Annotated in this window: 15 protein-coding genes; 5 read left to right on the forward strand and 10 right to left on the reverse strand. The window is 72.0% G+C overall.

Going from position 1 to position 16410, the window contains the following annotated elements; all coding sequences use genetic code 11:
* Positions 1 to 121: 121 nt before the first annotated feature.
* Genes K7C98_RS34895 through ruvA form a run of 3 tightly spaced genes read left to right on the forward strand, consistent with a single transcriptional unit; the run spans position 122 to position 2008 of the window.
* Positions 122 to 868: a YebC/PmpR family DNA-binding transcriptional regulator gene (locus K7C98_RS34895; protein ID WP_224196174.1), complete on the forward strand. Its 747-nt coding sequence runs from the start codon at positions 122 to 124 to the stop codon at positions 866 to 868.
* 13 nt (positions 869 to 881) lie between these two features.
* Positions 882 to 1385, forward strand: coding sequence for a crossover junction endodeoxyribonuclease RuvC (gene ruvC, locus K7C98_RS34900; protein ID WP_224196175.1), 504 nt, complete (start codon positions 882 to 884; stop codon positions 1383 to 1385).
* Entirely contained in the window at positions 1382 to 2008 is a 627-nt protein-coding gene (gene ruvA / locus K7C98_RS34905) for a Holliday junction branch migration protein RuvA (protein WP_224196176.1), read from the forward strand. The genes ruvC and ruvA overlap by 4 nt, the downstream gene beginning before the upstream one ends.
* A gap of 117 nt (positions 2009 to 2125) precedes the next feature.
* Here the strand turns inward: ruvA and K7C98_RS34910 are convergent, their stop codons facing one another.
* Entirely contained in the window at positions 2126 to 3532 is a 1407-nt protein-coding gene (locus tag K7C98_RS34910) for a S1C family serine protease (protein ID WP_224196177.1), read from the reverse strand.
* Positions 3533 to 3982: 450 nt separating this feature from the next.
* Here K7C98_RS34910 and K7C98_RS34915 point away from each other — a divergent pair, with 450 nt between their 5' ends.
* Together K7C98_RS34915 and K7C98_RS34920 are read left to right on the forward strand one after the other, a co-directional pair.
* Positions 3983 to 5428 carry an MYXO-CTERM sorting domain-containing protein gene (locus K7C98_RS34915; protein WP_224196178.1) on the forward strand — a complete coding sequence of 482 codons (1446 nt, stop codon included), beginning with the start codon at positions 3983 to 3985 and terminating at the stop codon, positions 5426 to 5428.
* Between the two features lie 9 nt (positions 5429 to 5437).
* Positions 5438 to 6304: a Smr/MutS family protein gene (locus K7C98_RS34920; RefSeq protein ID WP_224196179.1), complete on the forward strand. Its 867-nt coding sequence runs from the start codon at positions 5438 to 5440 to the stop codon at positions 6302 to 6304.
* 64 nt (positions 6305 to 6368) lie between these two features.
* Here the strand turns inward: K7C98_RS34920 and K7C98_RS34925 are convergent, their stop codons facing one another.
* From K7C98_RS34925 to K7C98_RS34965, 9 genes are all read right to left on the reverse strand, one after another.
* A complete protein-coding gene (locus tag K7C98_RS34925; RefSeq protein ID WP_224196180.1) occupies positions 6369 to 7658 on the reverse strand; it encodes a hemolysin family protein in 1290 nt (429 codons plus the stop codon).
* A 52-nt stretch (positions 7659 to 7710) separates the two neighbouring features.
* The gene (locus K7C98_RS34930; protein WP_224196181.1) at positions 7711 to 8925 is read right to left on the reverse strand and encodes a M20/M25/M40 family metallo-hydrolase; all 1215 of its coding nucleotides are present in this window, start codon (positions 8923 to 8925) and stop codon (positions 7711 to 7713) included.
* 20 nt (positions 8926 to 8945) lie between these two features.
* Positions 8946 to 9779, reverse strand: a complete 834-nt coding sequence (gene argB, locus K7C98_RS34935; protein ID WP_224196182.1) for an acetylglutamate kinase — start codon at positions 9777 to 9779, stop codon at positions 8946 to 8948.
* On the reverse strand, positions 9776 to 10822 hold the full coding sequence (gene argC, locus K7C98_RS34940; protein ID WP_346660324.1) for an N-acetyl-gamma-glutamyl-phosphate reductase: 1047 nt from the start codon (positions 10820 to 10822) through the stop codon (positions 9776 to 9778). Before argC ends, argB begins: the two co-directional genes overlap by 4 nt.
* A gap of 509 nt (positions 10823 to 11331) precedes the next feature.
* Positions 11332 to 12252, reverse strand: coding sequence for a hypothetical protein (locus K7C98_RS34945; protein WP_224196184.1), 921 nt, complete (start codon positions 12250 to 12252; stop codon positions 11332 to 11334).
* A gap of 9 nt (positions 12253 to 12261) precedes the next feature.
* Positions 12262 to 12507: a hypothetical protein gene (locus K7C98_RS34950; RefSeq protein ID WP_224196185.1), complete on the reverse strand. Its 246-nt coding sequence runs from the start codon at positions 12505 to 12507 to the stop codon at positions 12262 to 12264.
* A 9-nt stretch (positions 12508 to 12516) separates the two neighbouring features.
* Positions 12517 to 12903, reverse strand: a complete 387-nt coding sequence (locus K7C98_RS34955; RefSeq protein WP_224196186.1) for an acyl-CoA thioesterase — start codon at positions 12901 to 12903, stop codon at positions 12517 to 12519.
* 32 nt (positions 12904 to 12935) lie between these two features.
* On the reverse strand, positions 12936 to 13403 hold the full coding sequence (locus K7C98_RS34960; protein WP_224196187.1) for a hypothetical protein: 468 nt from the start codon (positions 13401 to 13403) through the stop codon (positions 12936 to 12938).
* Positions 13400 to 16330 (reverse strand): tetratricopeptide repeat protein, encoded by a 2931-nt coding sequence (locus tag K7C98_RS34965; protein WP_224196188.1) that lies wholly within the window; start codon positions 16328 to 16330, stop codon positions 13400 to 13402. The genes K7C98_RS34960 and K7C98_RS34965 overlap by 4 nt, the downstream gene beginning before the upstream one ends.
* Positions 16331 to 16410 lie beyond the last annotated feature (80 nt).

Raw genomic sequence — 16410 nt, forward strand, 5'->3', positions numbered from 1 at the left:
ACGATCCGGAGCAGCGTCCACGCCCCGCCTGGCCCGCGAAGGCGCCCGCGGCCAGGGGTCACCGCGCTCCGGTGGGGGTGCTTTTTTCCGCCAGGCGCGTGTGGTACTGACCTCGGTCAGGATGTCCGGCCACAGCAAATGGTCCACGATTAAGCGCAAGAAGGGGGCGCTCGACGCCCAGCGCGGCAAGATCTTCACCAAGATCGCGCGCGAGATCATGGTCGCCGCGAAGGACGGCGGCGGCGACCCGGCCGGCAATCCGCGCCTGCGCACCGCGCTGCTGGCGGCCAAGGCCGCCAACATGCCCAAGGAGAACCAGGAGCGGGCGATCAAGAAGGGCACCGGCGAGCTCGCCGGCGTCACCTTCGAGGACGTGGTCTACGAGGGCCGCGGGCCCGGTGGTTCGTGCTTCATCGTCGAGGTGCTGACCGACAACAAGAACCGCACGGTCGCGGAGATCCGGAGCTACTTCGGCAAGTCGGGCGGCGAGATGGTGTCGAGCGGTGCGGTCGCCTGGATGTTCGACCACAAGGGCGTGCTCGAGGTGCCCAAGGCGAAGATCAGCGAGGAGGCGCTGATGGAGCGCGCGCTCGGGGCGGGCGGCGAGGACATCCAGGACTGGGGCGAGACGTGGGCGATCATGTCGTCGCCGACCGACCTCGCCGGCCTGCAGTCGGAGCTCGCCGACCTCGAGCCGACCGGCGGCGTGCAGTACATCGTCAAGCCCGAGAACGAGAAGGCGTTCGAGGGCGACCTCGCGGTCTCGGTCGCCAAGCTGTGGGCCAAGCTCGACGAGCACGACGACGTGCAGAGCTGCTACACCAACGCGACCCTGCCCGACGACGTCATGGAGGAGCACGGCCCCTAGGCCGGCAACCCCGTTGACGGGCGCCACGCGGATCCTCGGCGTCGATCCCGGTACGCGGATCGTCGGCTACGGCCTCCTCGACCACCGGCACGGGGCTCGCCCCGCCTACGTCGAGTGCGGCGTCATCCGCCTGCGCGAGCAAGACCCGATGCCCGTGCGCCTGTCCGTCCTCGCCCGCACGATCGCCGAGCTCATCGGCGAGTTCGGCCCGCGCGTCCTCTCGCTCGAGGCCGCCTTCCACGGCGTCAACGCCAGCTCGGCGCTCAAGCTCGGCCAGGCCCGCGGCGCCGTCATGGCGGTCGCCGCCGAGCGCGGCCTCGAGGTCGCCGAGTACCCGCCGGCCTACGTCAAGCGCGCCGTCGTCGGCCACGGCCGGGCCAGCAAGCAGGACGTCATGGCCCGCGTGCAGCTCCTGTTCGGCCTGGCGCGCGCCCCCACGGCCGACGCCGCCGACGCCCTCGCCATCGCGCTGTGCCACGCGCACGCGCCCAAGCTGCCCCGGAGGACAGGTCCATGATCGGCTGGTTGTCGGGCATCGTCGTCCACCGCGACGCCAGGCAGGGCGTCGTCATCCTCAACGTCGGCGGCGTCGGCTACGAGCTGCGCGTGTCGCTCCAGACGCTCGCCGCCGTCGGCGACCCCGACGAGCACTGCGCGCTGTGGGTCCACACGCACGCGCGCGAGGACGCGTTGCTGCTGTTCGGCTTCGCCACCCAGGCCGAGAAGCAGCTGTTTTTGCTGCTCACCGGCGTGCCCAAGGTCGGGCCCAAGCACGCCATGGCGGTGCTCGGCGGCTTCCCGCCGGCCGAGCTCGTCGACCACCTGACGCAGGGCCGCGAGGTCATGCTGACGAAGATTCCCGGGATCGGCAAGAAGACCGCCGAGCAGATCCTGCTGTCGCTCGGCGACAAGGTCGCCGGCTTCGCCGACGAGCTCGCCGGCCCGCGCGCCCCGACCCCGGCCAGCGCCGAGCCCGAGCCGCCCGCGATCGTCGAGGAGGCCAAGCAGGTCCTCGTCGACCTCGGCTGGCGCGTCAAGGAGGTCGAGCTCGCCCTCGCCAAGCTCACCGCCGGCGGCCCCGTCACCGCCTCCCTCGACGACCTCGTCCGCCGCACCCTGGCCCAGCTGATGGAGCGCTGAGCCTCTTCGAGGAGCATGTTCTCGGGGACATGCTCGTCCAGACATGGCGCCTGGGCCATGCTCTTCGCGGCATGTCCGATGCACCAGGCCTGCTGCCGCGCGACGCGGCGCCCGCCCTCAGCCGCCGGCGGTCTGCAGCTCGGCGACGTACCAGTCGCCCCACTCGAGCCGCATCTGCATCACCAGGGAGGTCGGCTGGCGGCCCTCGGCGTCGCCGTTGCGCAGGGTGACGACCGCGTGCGGCGCGTAGGCGCCGGGCACGATCTCCAGCCGCTCCACCACCAGTCGGTCGCCCCGCTTGAAGCGGCCGGTGGCCTCGGCGAACGCGAAGGTGCGGGCGGCGTCGACGGTCTGCAGGCGCATCATCGCCGCGTTCATGGCGTCGTCGGGGTCGCTCTCGGCGAAGTAGCGGGCGCCGACGTAGGCCTGGGCGAACTCGAAGAAGAAGCTGATGACCTGCTCCTTGGACAGCGCGCCCTCGACCCCGAGCGCCTCCATGAAGCCGCGCGTGCCGGTGCGCAGGACGACGTCCTGGACCTTGGAGAACGGCAGCTCCTCGGCGCCTTCCGGCTCGGAGTCGACGATGTCCTCGAGCGCGGCGACGAACTGCTGCACCGCCGCGCGGCCGTCGCCCGGCAGCTGCTCGGCGATGGTGGTCATGGTGCGCTGGCGGATCTTGCGGCTGTAGGTCGGCGACATCATGCGCCGGGCGATCTCGAGGTCGCCGCCGTCGAGCGCCTTGAGGAAGCCGCGGGCCCGCTCGGCCGCGCGGACGCTCTGCTCGGCGGGCGTGGTCATCGACGGCAGCTCGCTCAGCATCTGCGCCGCCTCGGCGATCGGGATCGCGTAGCCGCCGACGCGGTGCTTCCACGTCCAGCTGACCACCCCGACCACGCGGCCGTAGCGGTCCAGCACCGGCCCGCCGCTCTGGCCGCGCCGCACCGCCTGCGACAGCCCGAAGAACGCCCCCGGCCCGACCGCGGGGTTGTAGACCGCGAGCTCGCGGACGCTGCCGGTGCGGGCCACGAAGCCCGGCTGCTCCTTGCTCTCGCCCTCGCCTTCGCCCGGGCGCGCCAGCAACAGCACGTGGTCCTGGGCCTTGAGGTAGTCCTCGATCGGCGCCGAGCCGACTGTCGCAAGGGACAGGGACGGCAGCGGCGCGTCGACGTCGAGCTTGATCAGCGCCAGGTCGCGGCTCGGGTCGATGTAGACGATGCGCACCGCGGCGAAGCTGCGCTGGGGCCGGAGCGCCGGGAACGTGACGTCCTCGATGTGGTCGGCGTCCTCGATCACGTGGCGGTTGGTGATCAGGTAGCCGTCGGGATCGACGACGAACGCCAGCCCGCGACCGACGTCGGTCGAGATCACGGCGACCGCCGCGGCCCCCTTCTGCGCCACCGCGAGGTCGTTCAGCGCCCGCCCGGCGGAGCCGCGCTCGAGCGTCACGTCGCCGATCGGACGGCTCGCGCAGCCCAGGGCGACGAGGGCGGCGCAGAGCGACAGGATCCGGAGCGCAACAGGCACAACCTCCAGGCTACGGCACGCGCCGACCACGGGCCACCCCGAAGCCAATTCCGTTGTGGTGGCGCCCACGGACGCTCTTCGCGGCCCGGGCGCGCCGCCGCGCGAGCCCTCGCGTCGACGGGGGCGCTCACCGGCCGAGCCCGCACCCGAGCCGGGCCACCGACATGTCGACGCGAGTTCGACGACATGTCCCAAGAGACAGCATGACGACTGTCCGCGGATGGCGCGCGGCGAAGGCGGCGAGGGTGAAGCGGCGGACGCGTCCGCGATCTCTCGACCAGCCAACATGAGCGCGGGCTCATCGAACGGCGCCGCTGCCCGCAATCGCGGGAAAGAGCCCACCCCTGTCGCCGCTGAGCCTCGCCGCGGCCATGCCCTGCCGCACGCGCGGGTCCCTGCTGCCGCCGAGATCGCCGCGACACCGCTGTGATAGCGTGCGGTCGGACCCCTATGACTCGCCCCATCGCCTACATCTCGATCCCCTGCGCGCTCGCTCTCGCACCGCTGGTCGCGGCGGCCGAACCCGCCCCGCGGACGCTCTTCGGTCAGCCGCTGCCCGAGGTGGCTGAGCCCACCGACGAGGAGATCGCGGCCCGTCGCGCCGCATTCGAGAAGTACCTCGAAGACAACGACCTGATCCGCTCCGGCGGCGTGGTGATGCCGCGGGCGGCGGCGGAGGGCGACCGCAGCGCCGCGCCCGACCCGAACTACGCCTGGAACACCCCGCCGAAGCGCCACACCGTGTTCCTCAACTTCTTCGGCGGGCCGCTGACGGGCGGCACCAACTCGGCGCTGATGCAGTCGCCGTGCATTCAGGGCGGCTCGGTCCAGTACAAGCCGTTCCAGCGCAGCGAGCAGGAGGCGCTGGCGATCATCCAGGTGTTCGAGGACGCGATGAAGCCGTTCGGCGTGCGGATCGCCTACGAGAAGGCGCCGCCGAACCACCTGCCCTACAGCATGGTGATGATGGGCGGCAAACCGCAGGACATCGGCCTGCCCAACGGCGTGCTCGGCGTGGCCTGCAACCTCGACTGCGGCGACACCTGGTGGCGCGACACGACCTTCGCCTTCACCGAGGTCGCCGGCGACATCCAGGTCCTCGGCACCACCGCGCTGCAGGAGGCCGCGCACGCCTGGGGCCTCGACCACATCGACGGCCAGGACAACATCATGTACCCGTACGCGACCTTCGGGAAGAAGGTGTGGGCCGACACGTGCACCCCGTACAACGACGCCACGGGGGGCATCGGCTGCACGTACGTGCACGACGAGTTCTGCGGCGAGAACGGCGGCGCGCAGAACGACGTCGCCGAGCTGATGGCGTACTTCGGCGCCAACTCGGTCGACGACGTGCCGCCGACGGTCAAGCTGCTGACCCCCACCGACGGCCAGGTGTTCGACGCCGGCGCCGACGTGGTCGTCGAGGCCGAGGTCACCGACAACTTCGAGGGCTTCGGCTGGCGCCTGATGATCCCCGAGGCGGACCTCGAGCAGCCGGCCTACAAGAACGAGAAGCAGTGGTCGCTCAAGCCGCCCAAGGGCACCTACACCGTCCGCGTCGAGGCCCTCGACCACGACGGCAACATCGGCTTCGCCGAGGCGGTGATCCACGTCGGCGTCGAGCCGCCGCCCGATCCGACCACCGGCACCCCGACCACCAGCGACACCGAGGGCGACAGCACCGGCACCGACCCGACCGGCGACAGCGAGACCGACGGCGACTCCGACGCCAGCGGCGCCTCCAACGTCACCTCCGCCTCGGACACCCAGGGACCCGGGTCGCCCAACTCCGACGAGAGCGGCTGCAACTGCGCGAGCGCGCCTGTCTCTCGGGACATGTCCGTGTGGATGATCGCGCTCGCCGGCCTCGGCCTCGTCCGCCGGCGCCGTCGCTGACCCGCGGCCATGCCGCGCCGCCGCCGCCCCGGCAAGAAGTCGCCCCCGGGCCGGGCCGCGCCGCCCGAACCCGAGGGCCGCTTGCGCGCGCCGCTCGTGGCTTTGTTCCCCGAGGGCCTGCCGTCCCGTCCGCCCCCGCCGCCTCCGCCCCCGCCTGAGCCGCGGCTGGTCAGCGAGCACGAGCTGATGGCCCGCGCCTTCGCGGCGCTCGCCGGCGGCGCCGCGCTCGACTTCGACGCCATCCGCGTCGTCACCCGCCTGCCCGCTGCGTCAGGTCCGAAGAGACATGTCCTTTCAGACATACCCGCGACCGACTCGAGCCGCGCGCCCGCTCGAGCCGACGCCCCGGCGCGCACGAGCACCCGCGACGCCGCCCCACCCGACGCCGACGCCGGCTCCCCGGCCGCTCTCGCCCACCCGCCGGCCTCGCCCGCCGTGACAGGCGGAGCGGACCCGGCCGGCGACGCGACCGGACCCGAGCGCGACCTCGCGGTCCTGCAGGCCCGCGCGTGGGCCGGCACCGGCTGGCGCGACGAACCCGGCCGCACCCACGAGCACGCCCGCGCCGCCGCCGAGCTGGTCGCCCGCGCCCGCCGCGGCCGGCTGCCGACCCTGCGCCTCCGCGGTCTGCGGCGCGAGCCGGCGCTCGCGGCTCTGGCCGCGTTCGTCGCCCGCGAGCGAGCCGCCCGCAGCCGCTACGTCCGGGTCGTCACCGGCAAGGGCCTCGGCAGCCCCGGCGACCCGGTCCTCAAGGAGGCGCTGGCCGAGTGGTGCGCGTCCGCGGCCGGCGAGGCCGAGGTCGCGGCCTGGGCCCCGGAGCTCGACGTGCGCGGCGAGTACGGCTCGGTGATCCTCCAGCTGCGCCCCTGGGGATGACCCATGGGGCATGTCGCCGCGGACATGCTCCTCGCGACATGCCCATTGCGACATGTCCACTCGCTCAATCGTCGTCGTCGTCCGACTCGTCGCCGCCGGAGGGCTCGACGCGGATCCGGATCACGTGGCGCGCGTCGGCCTCGAGCACGACGAAGCGCAGGCCCTCCCACACGAACACCGAGCCGGCGATCGGGATCTGGCCGGCCAGGTAGGTCAGCAGGTCGCCGACGCTGATGACGCCTTCGAGGTCGGGCAGCTCGACGTGCAGGCGCTCCTCGACCCGCGTCAGGCTGTCCTGACCGTCGACGATCACCGCGCCGCTCACGTCGGGCACCGGGGTGAGCGGCGCCCGGTCGCTCTCGTCGAAGATCTGGCCGACGATCTGCTCGAGCACGTCCTCCAGGCTGACGATCCCGACGGCGTCGCCGGCGTCGTCGACCACGATCGCCAGGTGGACCCGCTGCTCCTTGAACCGCTGCAGGAGGTCGTGCAGGCGCATCGTCAGGCTGACGAACACCGGCTGGCGCACCACCCGCGCCACCCGCTCGCCCTCGGCCAGGTCGACCAGCTGCTTGATGTGCAGGACGCCCTTGATGTTGCTCGGCTGCCCCTCGTACACCGGCAGCCGGCTGTGCCCCGAGCGCAGCGCCACCTCGCGCACCTGCGCGACCGTCCAGCCGAGGTTGACCGCGGTGATCCGGTTGGCCGGGATCATGATGTCGCGGACGATCTTCGCCTCGAAGCGGACGATCCCGGCCAGCAGCATCGCCTGCCCGGGGTCGATCGAGCCCTCGCGCTGACCGACCTGCACCAGGTAGCCGATGTCGTCCGACGTCACCTTGCTGCCGCTCGCCGCGCCGGCCTGGCGCTCGAGGCTGCGCACGATGGCGCCGGTGAACGCGGTGAGCAGCCACAGCGCCGGCGCCATGATCTTGCTGAGGCCGCGCAACACCCACAAGGCCGGCAGCGCCAGCCGCTCGGAGTAGATCTTGCCGAGCGCCTTGGGCGTGATCTCGCCGAGGATCAGTAGCACGACGGTAGTCACGAACACCGCGCCGCCGACGGCGTAGCCGCCCCACGGCCCGCCCTCGAGGTGACGGATCGCCAGCGCCGTGACGACCGCGCCCATCAGCGTGTTGGCGATGTTGTTGCCGACCAGGATGGTCGACAGCACCCGCACCGGCTCGCGCACCCAGAACGCCGCGAGGCGGCCCTGGCGCCCGCCGTCCTCGACCAGCCGCTTGGCCCTGTGCGCGTCGAGGCTGGTGATCGCGGTCTCCGAGCCGGAGAAGAACATGCTCGCGGCCAGGCACAGGACGACGATCAACAGGCCCAGGACGTCAGCATCGCTCATCGGCGCGTCCCGACGAATTTCTCACGAGACACGAGCGAGGTGCAAGCGGGCGTCACCGGAAGCACGTACCGGCCTCTTCCGCGAGGAAGCACGCCAGGGCTGCGGTGCGGCGGCGCAGGCTGTCGAGGCTGCACCACTCTTCCGTCTCGTGAAAGTGTTGCCCGTACGGGCCGAGGCCGTCGACGCAGGGGACGCCGTCGGCCGCGAGCAAGTTGGCGTCGGAGCCGCCACCCTGCAGCGGGCACTCGCCGACGTGTAGACCGCATGCCGCGGCGTAGGGCTCATAGACCCCGCGCAGCCGCTGGCTCGCGGCCGTCGCTTCCATCGGCGGCCGCGTGATGCCGCCGCTGACCTCGACGGTGACCTCGCGCAGCCGCTCCGGCACGTCGGCGAGGCCCGCGAACGGCTCGCGCGCGAGCTGGTGCAGATACGCGGCCACGCGCTCGGCGTCGGCGACGGCCTCGAAGCGCGCGTCGATCTGGCACTTCGCGCTCGCGGGCACCGTGTTCTTGGCGGTGCCGCCCTCGATCAGCCCGACGTTGACGGTGACGCCGCGCGCGTAGTCGGTGAGCCGCTCGACGCGGTCGACCAGCAGCGCCAGGGCGTGGATCGCGTTGACGCCCTTGTGATGGTTGTTGCCGGCGTGCGCCGCTCGCCCGCGCACGGTGACCGTGAACAGGCCGCCGCCCTTGCGCCGGGTGACGATGGTGTCGCCCTCGCGGCCCGACTCGAACACCAGCGCGCCGGTGAGGCGCGGCGCGAGCTCGCGGTACATCGCCGCGCTGCTCGGCGAGCCGACCTCCTCGTCGCTGACGACGATGAAGCGCACCGGCAGGCTCGCGCGCGCCGGCGCGACCGCCCGCAGGGCCCGCAGCGCGAAGATCACCGACGTGAGGCCCGACTTCATGTCGAGCACCCCGGGCCCGCGGGCGACGTCGCCGTCGCGGCGGAACGCCAGGAACCCGAGCGAGCGCGGGAACACGGTGTCGATGTGCCCGACCAGCGCCAGCGACGGGCCGTCGCCGACGCTCGGGTCGGCGTAGATCCGGTGGTCCGTGAACCTGCCCGAAGGGTCAGGTACTTTGGTACATACGAGTCCGACCGCCGCGGCCGCCTCGTCGAGGGCGGCGGCGGCGATCTCGACGTCGTCGCGGGCGTAGGTGTGGCTCGGGAGGTCGACGAGCCGCTGCAGCAGCGGCACCTGCTCGGTCTCGAAGGCGGCGTCGACGGCCGCGCGCAGGGCGGCGCCGAGGAGTGGGTCGCGCATGGGCGACGAGTTTAGCAGCCTCAGGCGACCAGCACGGTGCCGACGCTGCCGGGCCCGGCCGCTTCGGCCTGCAGCGCGCCGGCGTTGGCGCCGAGGATGTGCACTGCGCCGATCCCGAGGGCCAGGTTGGCCAGCGCCTCCTCGACCTTCGGGATCATGCCGCCGACGATCACCTTCTTCTCGATCGCCCCGCGGGCCTCGGCGGCGCTGAGCCGCGCGATGCGGGTGCTCGGGTCGTCCTTGTCGCGCAGCACGCCCGGCACGCCTGTCATGAGGAACAGGTGGTCGACCTTGAGCGCGCCGGCGATCGCCGACGACACCGTGTCGGCGTTGATGTTGTAGACCGGGCAGGCCAGGCCCGCGGTCGCGAGGCCGACGCCGAGGGTATTGATGACCGGCGTGTACCCTCCGGCCCACAGGTGCTCGATCAGCGCGGTGCGGATCTCGACGACGTCGCCGACGAGGCCGAAGTCGACCAGCTCCTCGCCGCCGCCGCTGACCCGCGCGGGCGGCCGTCGCCGCGCCGACACCAGCCCGGCGCTCACGCCGGAGATCCCGAGCGCGCCGCCGACCCCGGCCGCGAGCGCGGCGGCGACGACGTCGACCGAGAGCTCGCCGGCGAGGACGTACTTCATCACCTGCAGGGTCGCCTCGTCGGTGACCCGCCGGCCGCCGACCTTGACCGGCTGCAGCCCGAGCCGCTCCTGCAGCGCGTTGGCCTGCGGGCCGCCGCCGTGGCAGATGGCGAACTTCCAGCCGGCCGCGGAGAGGCGGGCGACGTCGGCGAGCACCGCCGCCAGCGCGGGCGCGTCGGCGATCACCTCGCCGCCGAATTTGAGGACCGCCGTCGTCATGGCCACAGCCCCGGGGCGTCGATGCCGAGCGTCTCCGCGAGCCCGAGCATCAGGTTCATCGACTGCACCGCCTGCCCCGCCCCGCCCTTGACGAGGTTGTCGAGCGCGGTGACCACCGCCAGCTGGCGCTGCCCGGTCGCCGGATCGACCTGTCCCAAAGTCCAGGACAAGTCGACGTACATGCTGCCCTTGATGGCGACGACCTCGGCCCCGACCTTGCTGCCGAGCACGCGCACGAACGGCGCGTCGCGGTAGAACTCGCCGTAGAGCGCCTTGACGTCGACGCTCTCGGGCACCGGCACGATGCTGGTCGCCAGGATCCCGCGCACCAGCGGCGCCGACACCGGCACGAACGCGAGCGAGAATTCGGGCGCCTGGCTGCCGCGGCCGGCCGCGTCGCGCAGCGTCTGCTCGATCTCCGGCGTGTGCTGGTGGTTCAGCACCTTGTACGTCTTGAGGTTGCCGGCGCGCAGCGGGTGGTGCGTGCCGATCTGCGCGTAGGCCCCGGAGCCGGACGAGCCGGTCATGGCGACGGTGTGGATCGCCCCGCGGAGCAGCCCCGCCTGGGCCAGCGGCAGCAGCCCGAGCGCGATCGCGGTCGCGAAGCAGCCCGGCGACGCGACCCGGCGAGCGCCGCGGATCGCCTCCTTGTGCAGCTCCGGCAGCCCGTAGACCCACGTCCCCAGGTGCTCGGGGTGCGGATGCACGTCCCCGTAGTAGACGCGGTAGGCCTCCTTGTCGCGCAGGCGGAAGTCCCCCGACAGGTCGATCACCCGCGCCGACACACCCGCGAGCTCGGCCGCCATGGTCGCGCTGACCTTGTGCGGCAGGGCCAGGAACACGACGTCGACGTCCCGGGCGGCCTCGGCGGCCGGGATGTTCTCGAACACCAGGCCGGTCTTCGGCAGGTTGCGATGCACCGCCTCGAGCGGCTCGCCGACCTGGTCGATGCTCGTCACCCGGACCAGCTCGACGCCGGGGTGCCAACGAAGTAACCGGATCAGCTCGGCGCCGCCGTAGCCGGTCCCACCGATAATCGTCACGCGTGGCCGCGAATTCGTGGTCATGGAGCCCTCTTTGCGGGACTTCCTAGCAGATGACCGCCCTGCGCGCGATGTCCGGCCCCGCACGCGCACGACATCGATGTCATGCCCTGTCGGGGCACCTGGCGGGCCAGGCCTGACAGCGATGTCATACCCCGCTCGAGCGCGACCGCCCCTGCCAACCTGTCACCAAGGATTTCAACTACTTGTCACTCTGGCTCGGGCCCTGCAACCTAGGGCGGTGTCCACGGCGACCCCGGCGACCCTACCTTAGCCCTTCACTTCCTTAGCCTCTTCCTTAGCTTGGTTTGCCGCTTCCTTCTTGACTTGGCTTCTTCTGGCTTGAACCTTCGCGCTTAAAACTACTTCTCGCCTAGCTTATCGAGTCGTTTGAGCTTGTCGCGCTTCGCTTGGTCGGTGCAGTAGCAACATCTTAGATCTGGGGGGGGACCCGGGGTGCTTTGGTCGGCATCTCGGGTTCTCGATTTTAACCGGGGCGCGCGGCCGGCTCAGTGCAGGTGATCGTCCGGCTCGACCACGTGGTCGGCCAGGCGCTCGACCTGATCCGGCGCGAGCAACCCCTGCAGCGCGGCCTCGAGCTCCGCGCGGCCCGGCTCACCTGGCCCGAGAGCCAGGTGCGAGGCCGCCACCGCGAAGTGCCCGCGCAACCCGCAGCGCTCGCCGAACGGCATGGCGTGGACCGCGGGGGCCCAGCCGTCGCGCGCGAGGCGCTCGTGGTCGGCGCGGATCGGCCCGCCGCAACGCGGACACATCAGCTCGCCCTGGGCCTCGCCGCGCCACAGCGTGACGAGCGGATCGCGCCCGCCGGACCGCACGCTCGACCACCAGCGCGAGTCGAACGGCAGCACGCCCGCCTGCTCGCGCGGCAGCAGACCCTCGGCGCGGAACCACGCCGCGCTGAGGTAGTACGCCGGGGCCTGCCGCTGCTCCTGCTCGCGCGCCTCGACGAACAGCGGCGGCCTGTCGAAGTGCGGATCGACCGACCACGCCGCCTCGAGCCGCTCGCGCATGGGCCCGGCGAAGCGGGTGAAGCGGTGACCGACGACCACGCGCGTGAGGCGATCGGCGAACACCCACAGCACGTTGCCGAGCTTGTGCCACGGGTCGATCGTCAGATCGCAGACCTTGAGCTTGTCGCAGGCGAGCCCGTCGCGCGCGCGCCAGACCGACACCAGCTTGAGCTCGATGCGGTCCTCCCAGTCGAGGCGATCGAGGCCGTCGTGCGGCTCGAGCCCGAAGTGCCACTGCAGGGCGCTGCCGAACCGGCCGCGCGAGCCGCGGGGCGTGACCAGATCGGCAGCTGGCCCGAGAGCCAGGCCACGGGCGTGCTCGGCCAGCGCCTCGAGATAGGCGCAGCGCCGCAGCGACGCGTCGCGCTCGTGCGGCGGGTGACGAAGCGGCAGCCGCATCGCCGGGCGTTACTTCGCCTCGGGCGCAGGCGCGGGCGCGGCGTCGGCGGGCTTCGCGTCGGCGGGCGCGGCCTCGGCAGGCTTCGCGTCGGCGGGCTTGGCGTCGGCGGGCTTGGCGTCGGCGGGCTTCGCGTCGGTCTTCTTGCCGTCGACCGTCTTCGCCTCCCCCTCTTCCTTCTTCTTGCCCGGCTGCTCGGCGCAGGCGGCGGTGAGACCGAGAGACACGGCGAACAGGGCGCAGATGAAACGCTTCATGCCGGCAAGCTAGCACTCCGCGTCGCGCGGCGGAAGTGTGCGCTGGATCGGCACCGGACGGCCGCGGTCGTCGACCTGCACGTAGACCAACTCGGCGGTGGTGACCTCGACGCTGCGCCCGCCGATCGGCTCGTGCGCCTCGACCCGCACGCGGATCGTCAGCGAGGTCGTGCCCACCTGCGTGACCTCGGCGTAGAGGCTGACGATGTCGCCGACGTGCACCGGCTCCTTGAACACGACCTCGCGGATCGCCACCGTCACGACCTTGCGCGCGCCGATGGCGTGCGCCGCGACGGCTCCCGCCTGATCGAGCAGGCTCAGGATGTGACCGCCGAAGATCGTGCCGTGCGCGTTGGTGTCGCGCGGCATCATCAGGACGCGAATCGCGGGCTGCATGGGCCGGACGATGCGCCAAACGGCGCCGCTTGTCACGCGACCGTGCGCCCGACGGCGCGCTGGATCGCGGCGTGGATCGTGTCGGCGTCGGCGTAGTCGGGGCAGTAGCTGAGCGCCGGGTCGCGCTCCGACAGCGCGCGGAAGCGCCGCTCCTCCGCGCCGAAGTCGTACGAGAGGATCACCGGCCCGCGGAAGCCGGCGTCGCGCAGCGCTCGCAGGACGAACAGGCCCTGGTTGTCCTGCTGGAAGGCGCGCGCGCGGGCGACGTCGCCGTTGAAGCGGGCCGTCAGGGCCACGAGGTCGCCGAGCAGCGCCTCGTTCGGCGTGCGGTCGAAGCGCATGTCGAGGTACACGAGATCCGGCTGCAGCGACGACAGCAGCGCGCAGGCCTGCTCGCCGCTCTTGGCCTGCGTGTAGCGGATCCCCCGCGACACGAAGGTCGACAGGTTGGTGAGGTACTCGTCCCCGTCCTCGACGACGAGGACCTTGATCTCGCTCATGGCCCCTCCTCCACGGTGAAGAAGCGCAGCACGACCGCCTTCTGCCAGCCGCGCTCGGGTTCGACGGCGATCGAGCCGTCGTAGCGCGACAAGAGGTCGGCGGTGATGCCCATGCCGCGCTCGACGTAACGGCCGCGCAACATCTCGTTGCTGAGCTGCTCGGTCGACTTGTCCTTGATCCGGATCGCCAGCGTCGACAGGCCGGTGATCTCGTCCATCTCGGTGACGAGGTCGATGCCGAGCTCGATCGGCTTGGGCCCGTAGAGGACGCTCGACTGCAGCGAGTTGCGCAGCACGTTGGTGACGATGTCCTCGAGGTCGGTGTGGAACACCCGGATCTTGGCGCCGTCGCCGGCGATCTGCGGCTCGGCGATCTGGACCCTGGCGAACTGCGGCTCGGCGACGACCCCGGCGAAGATCTCCTTGATGGTGGCCGGGTCGACGGTGACGATGCACAGCGAGCGGATGACGCCGCTCAGCTCCTCGAAGGCCTTGCGCCCGAGGACGTGACCGCTGCGGCTGAGCCTCCGCGCCCACTCGAGCTTGAGCGCGTGGCGCTCGCGGCCCGGAGCGCGCTGCAGCACCTCGAGGCCGCGCAGATCCTCGAACGCGGCGATCATGGCGCTGAAGATCGGGTCCTTGCGGTAGAGGTTGAGGTTGATGTTGTGGCTGCGGCCGACCTTCTGCAGCTCGTCGACGTAGCCGAGGAAGCGGCCGTGGATCCCGCGCTCGCGCAGGGACACGCGGCCGGGGGTCGGCGAGGCCTCGCCGCGGTCGCGCGGGGCGCCGAACAGCCGCGCGGCGACGACGGCGGCCCGCGCCTCGGCGTCGGGCTCGTCCATCTCGAGCGCGCGGCCGACGTCGGACACGAAGGCGGTGTTGTGCTTGAGGATCTCGTGGCGGATGAGGCTCAAGATCCGCGCGACCTCGGGGAAGCTCTTCGGCGCCCGCTCGAGCAGCTGCGCCAGCGAGGCGCCGCGCAGGCGCCGGTAGACCTGCCACGCCGGGATCGCCACCAGCAGCAGCGCGAGCGCGCCGGCGCCGAGGTAGATCCGCAGGAAGATCGCGTCCATGCGATCGCGCAGGCGGTGCGCGGCGTCCCAGTGCAGGTTGTACTCGTCGGCCTCGCGCAGGAACTGGTCGAGCTGCTCGGAGGCCTCGATCAGGTGGAAGTCGTCCCACAACCGCTTGGCCAGGCGAAACCGTGCGGTGGCCGAGCCGAGCTCGGCGGCGCGGCGCAGGTGCAGCGTCGACTGGGCCGGCAGGTCGCGCTCGAGCAGGATGCCGAGGCGCTCGTGGACCTCCATCTGCTCCTCGGCGAGCTGGAGGCTCTGCTCCCAGAACTGGCGCGCGTCGCCGGTGCGGCCCTGGGCGTACACGACCTTGGCGAGCTCGTTGTAGACGACCGGCTCGCTGCGGAACCGCTCGCGCGCGCGCTGGAGGATCTTCTCGGCCTGGTTGAGGTCGCCTTCCTCGGAGACGCGCAGGTAGGCCTCGTTGATCATGCGCTGCAGCACCGGATCGAGGCGCTGCAGGTTGTCGGGCGGCTCGTTGAGGTAGAGCGGCTCCTCGGGGCTGACCTCCTGCGTGAGGTCCTTGAGCGCGCGCTCCGCCTGCGGGCGATCGGGGTCGTCGTCGGGCGCGACCCGCAGGAACCGCTCGTAGTGGCGACGCGCGGCGTCGCGGTTGGTGCGGGCGTTGAGCTCGCCGAGCAGGATGTGCAGGTGGTGCAGGTCGGGCCGCAGCAGCAGCGCCTTCTCGAGGTGCTCGATGGCCCGCCCGTCCTCGGCGCCGGCGAACTGCTTCTTGTAGACGAGGCCGAGGGCCATGTGCGCCTCGTAGTCGAAGCGATCCATGCGCACGGCCAGCTTGAGCTGATCGACGGCCTTGGGGATCCGGCCCTTGCGGGCGTAGATGACGCCGAGGGTGTAGTGCGCCTTGGGGTACCACGGCGAGTTCTCGATCGCGGCCAGCAGGTCGCGCTCGGCGGCGTCGAGGTCGCCGGCCCGGACCGAGGCGAGCCCGCGGCGGTAGCTCTGCTCCGCCATCTCGCTCGGCCGCCCGCCCTGCTCCTTCTCGAGCTTGTTGAGCTCGACCTGGAGGCGCAGGTCGTCGACCTGCTCCTTGGCCCGCTTGGCCAGCGGCGTGCCCGGGTAGGCGGCGCTGAGCTCCTCGTTGACGGCGATCGCGGCCTCGAGGTCGTAGTTCTCGAGCAGCAGGTCGGCCTGCAGCCGCAGCGCGTCGGCCCCCGGCTTGCGCCCGGCGGTGACGCACTCGCGGCGGTAGAGCTCGAGCTGCTTGAGCGCCGCCTCGCGCTGGCTGTCGCGCTCGCGGGTCGACGTCGCCTCGCCGGCCTGACGGTTGAGCAAGGAGGCGACGGTGTAGCGGATCTCCGGCGGCCGGCCCTCGGTGCGCGGGTCCTGCTCGGCCAGCTCGAGCGCGAGGCTCAGGCGCTCGTCGTCGTAGCGCTCCTCGCAGCGGCCCATCCAGTCGACCAGCGTGCGCCGCTCGGCCAGCCACAGGCCGCGCGGATCGTAGGTGCGCAGCAGCTTGAGGTCGTCGATCGCGCGCCGCGGGCAGGTGTTCTCCTTGGCCCGGCGCGCCCGCAGGTAAGCCCGCCCGCGCAGCGCCCCGGGGTCGCCGGGCTGGAGCTTGAGGGCGTTGTTGTACTCGCGCAGCGCGTCGTCGAGCCGGTTCTCGCGCTCGAACCGGGCGGCCCGGCTCATACTGACGTCGAACTGCTCCATCCGCTGCTCGGGCGTGAGCCCCCCGGGCTCCTCGAACGTGTCGTCCTCCGGCGGCAGCGGCAGCTCGCCCAGCGGATCGATGACCGGCTTGACGCCGCCCTCGTCGGCCTTGCCCGACTTCTTGCCGCCCTTGGCCGCGCTCGGGCCTGCCGCGGCCCCGGCCGGCAGTGGGTTGGCCAAAAGGACATGTGCGAACAGCCATGTCCCAATAAACCTTGCCCATTGGGCATGTCCTCTTCGCCAGGTCACCGGGACCTCGG

It is taken from the genome of Nannocystis pusilla (assembly GCF_020073745.1).
GTDB lineage: Bacteria > Myxococcota_A > Polyangia > Nannocystales > Nannocystaceae > Nannocystis > Nannocystis radixulma.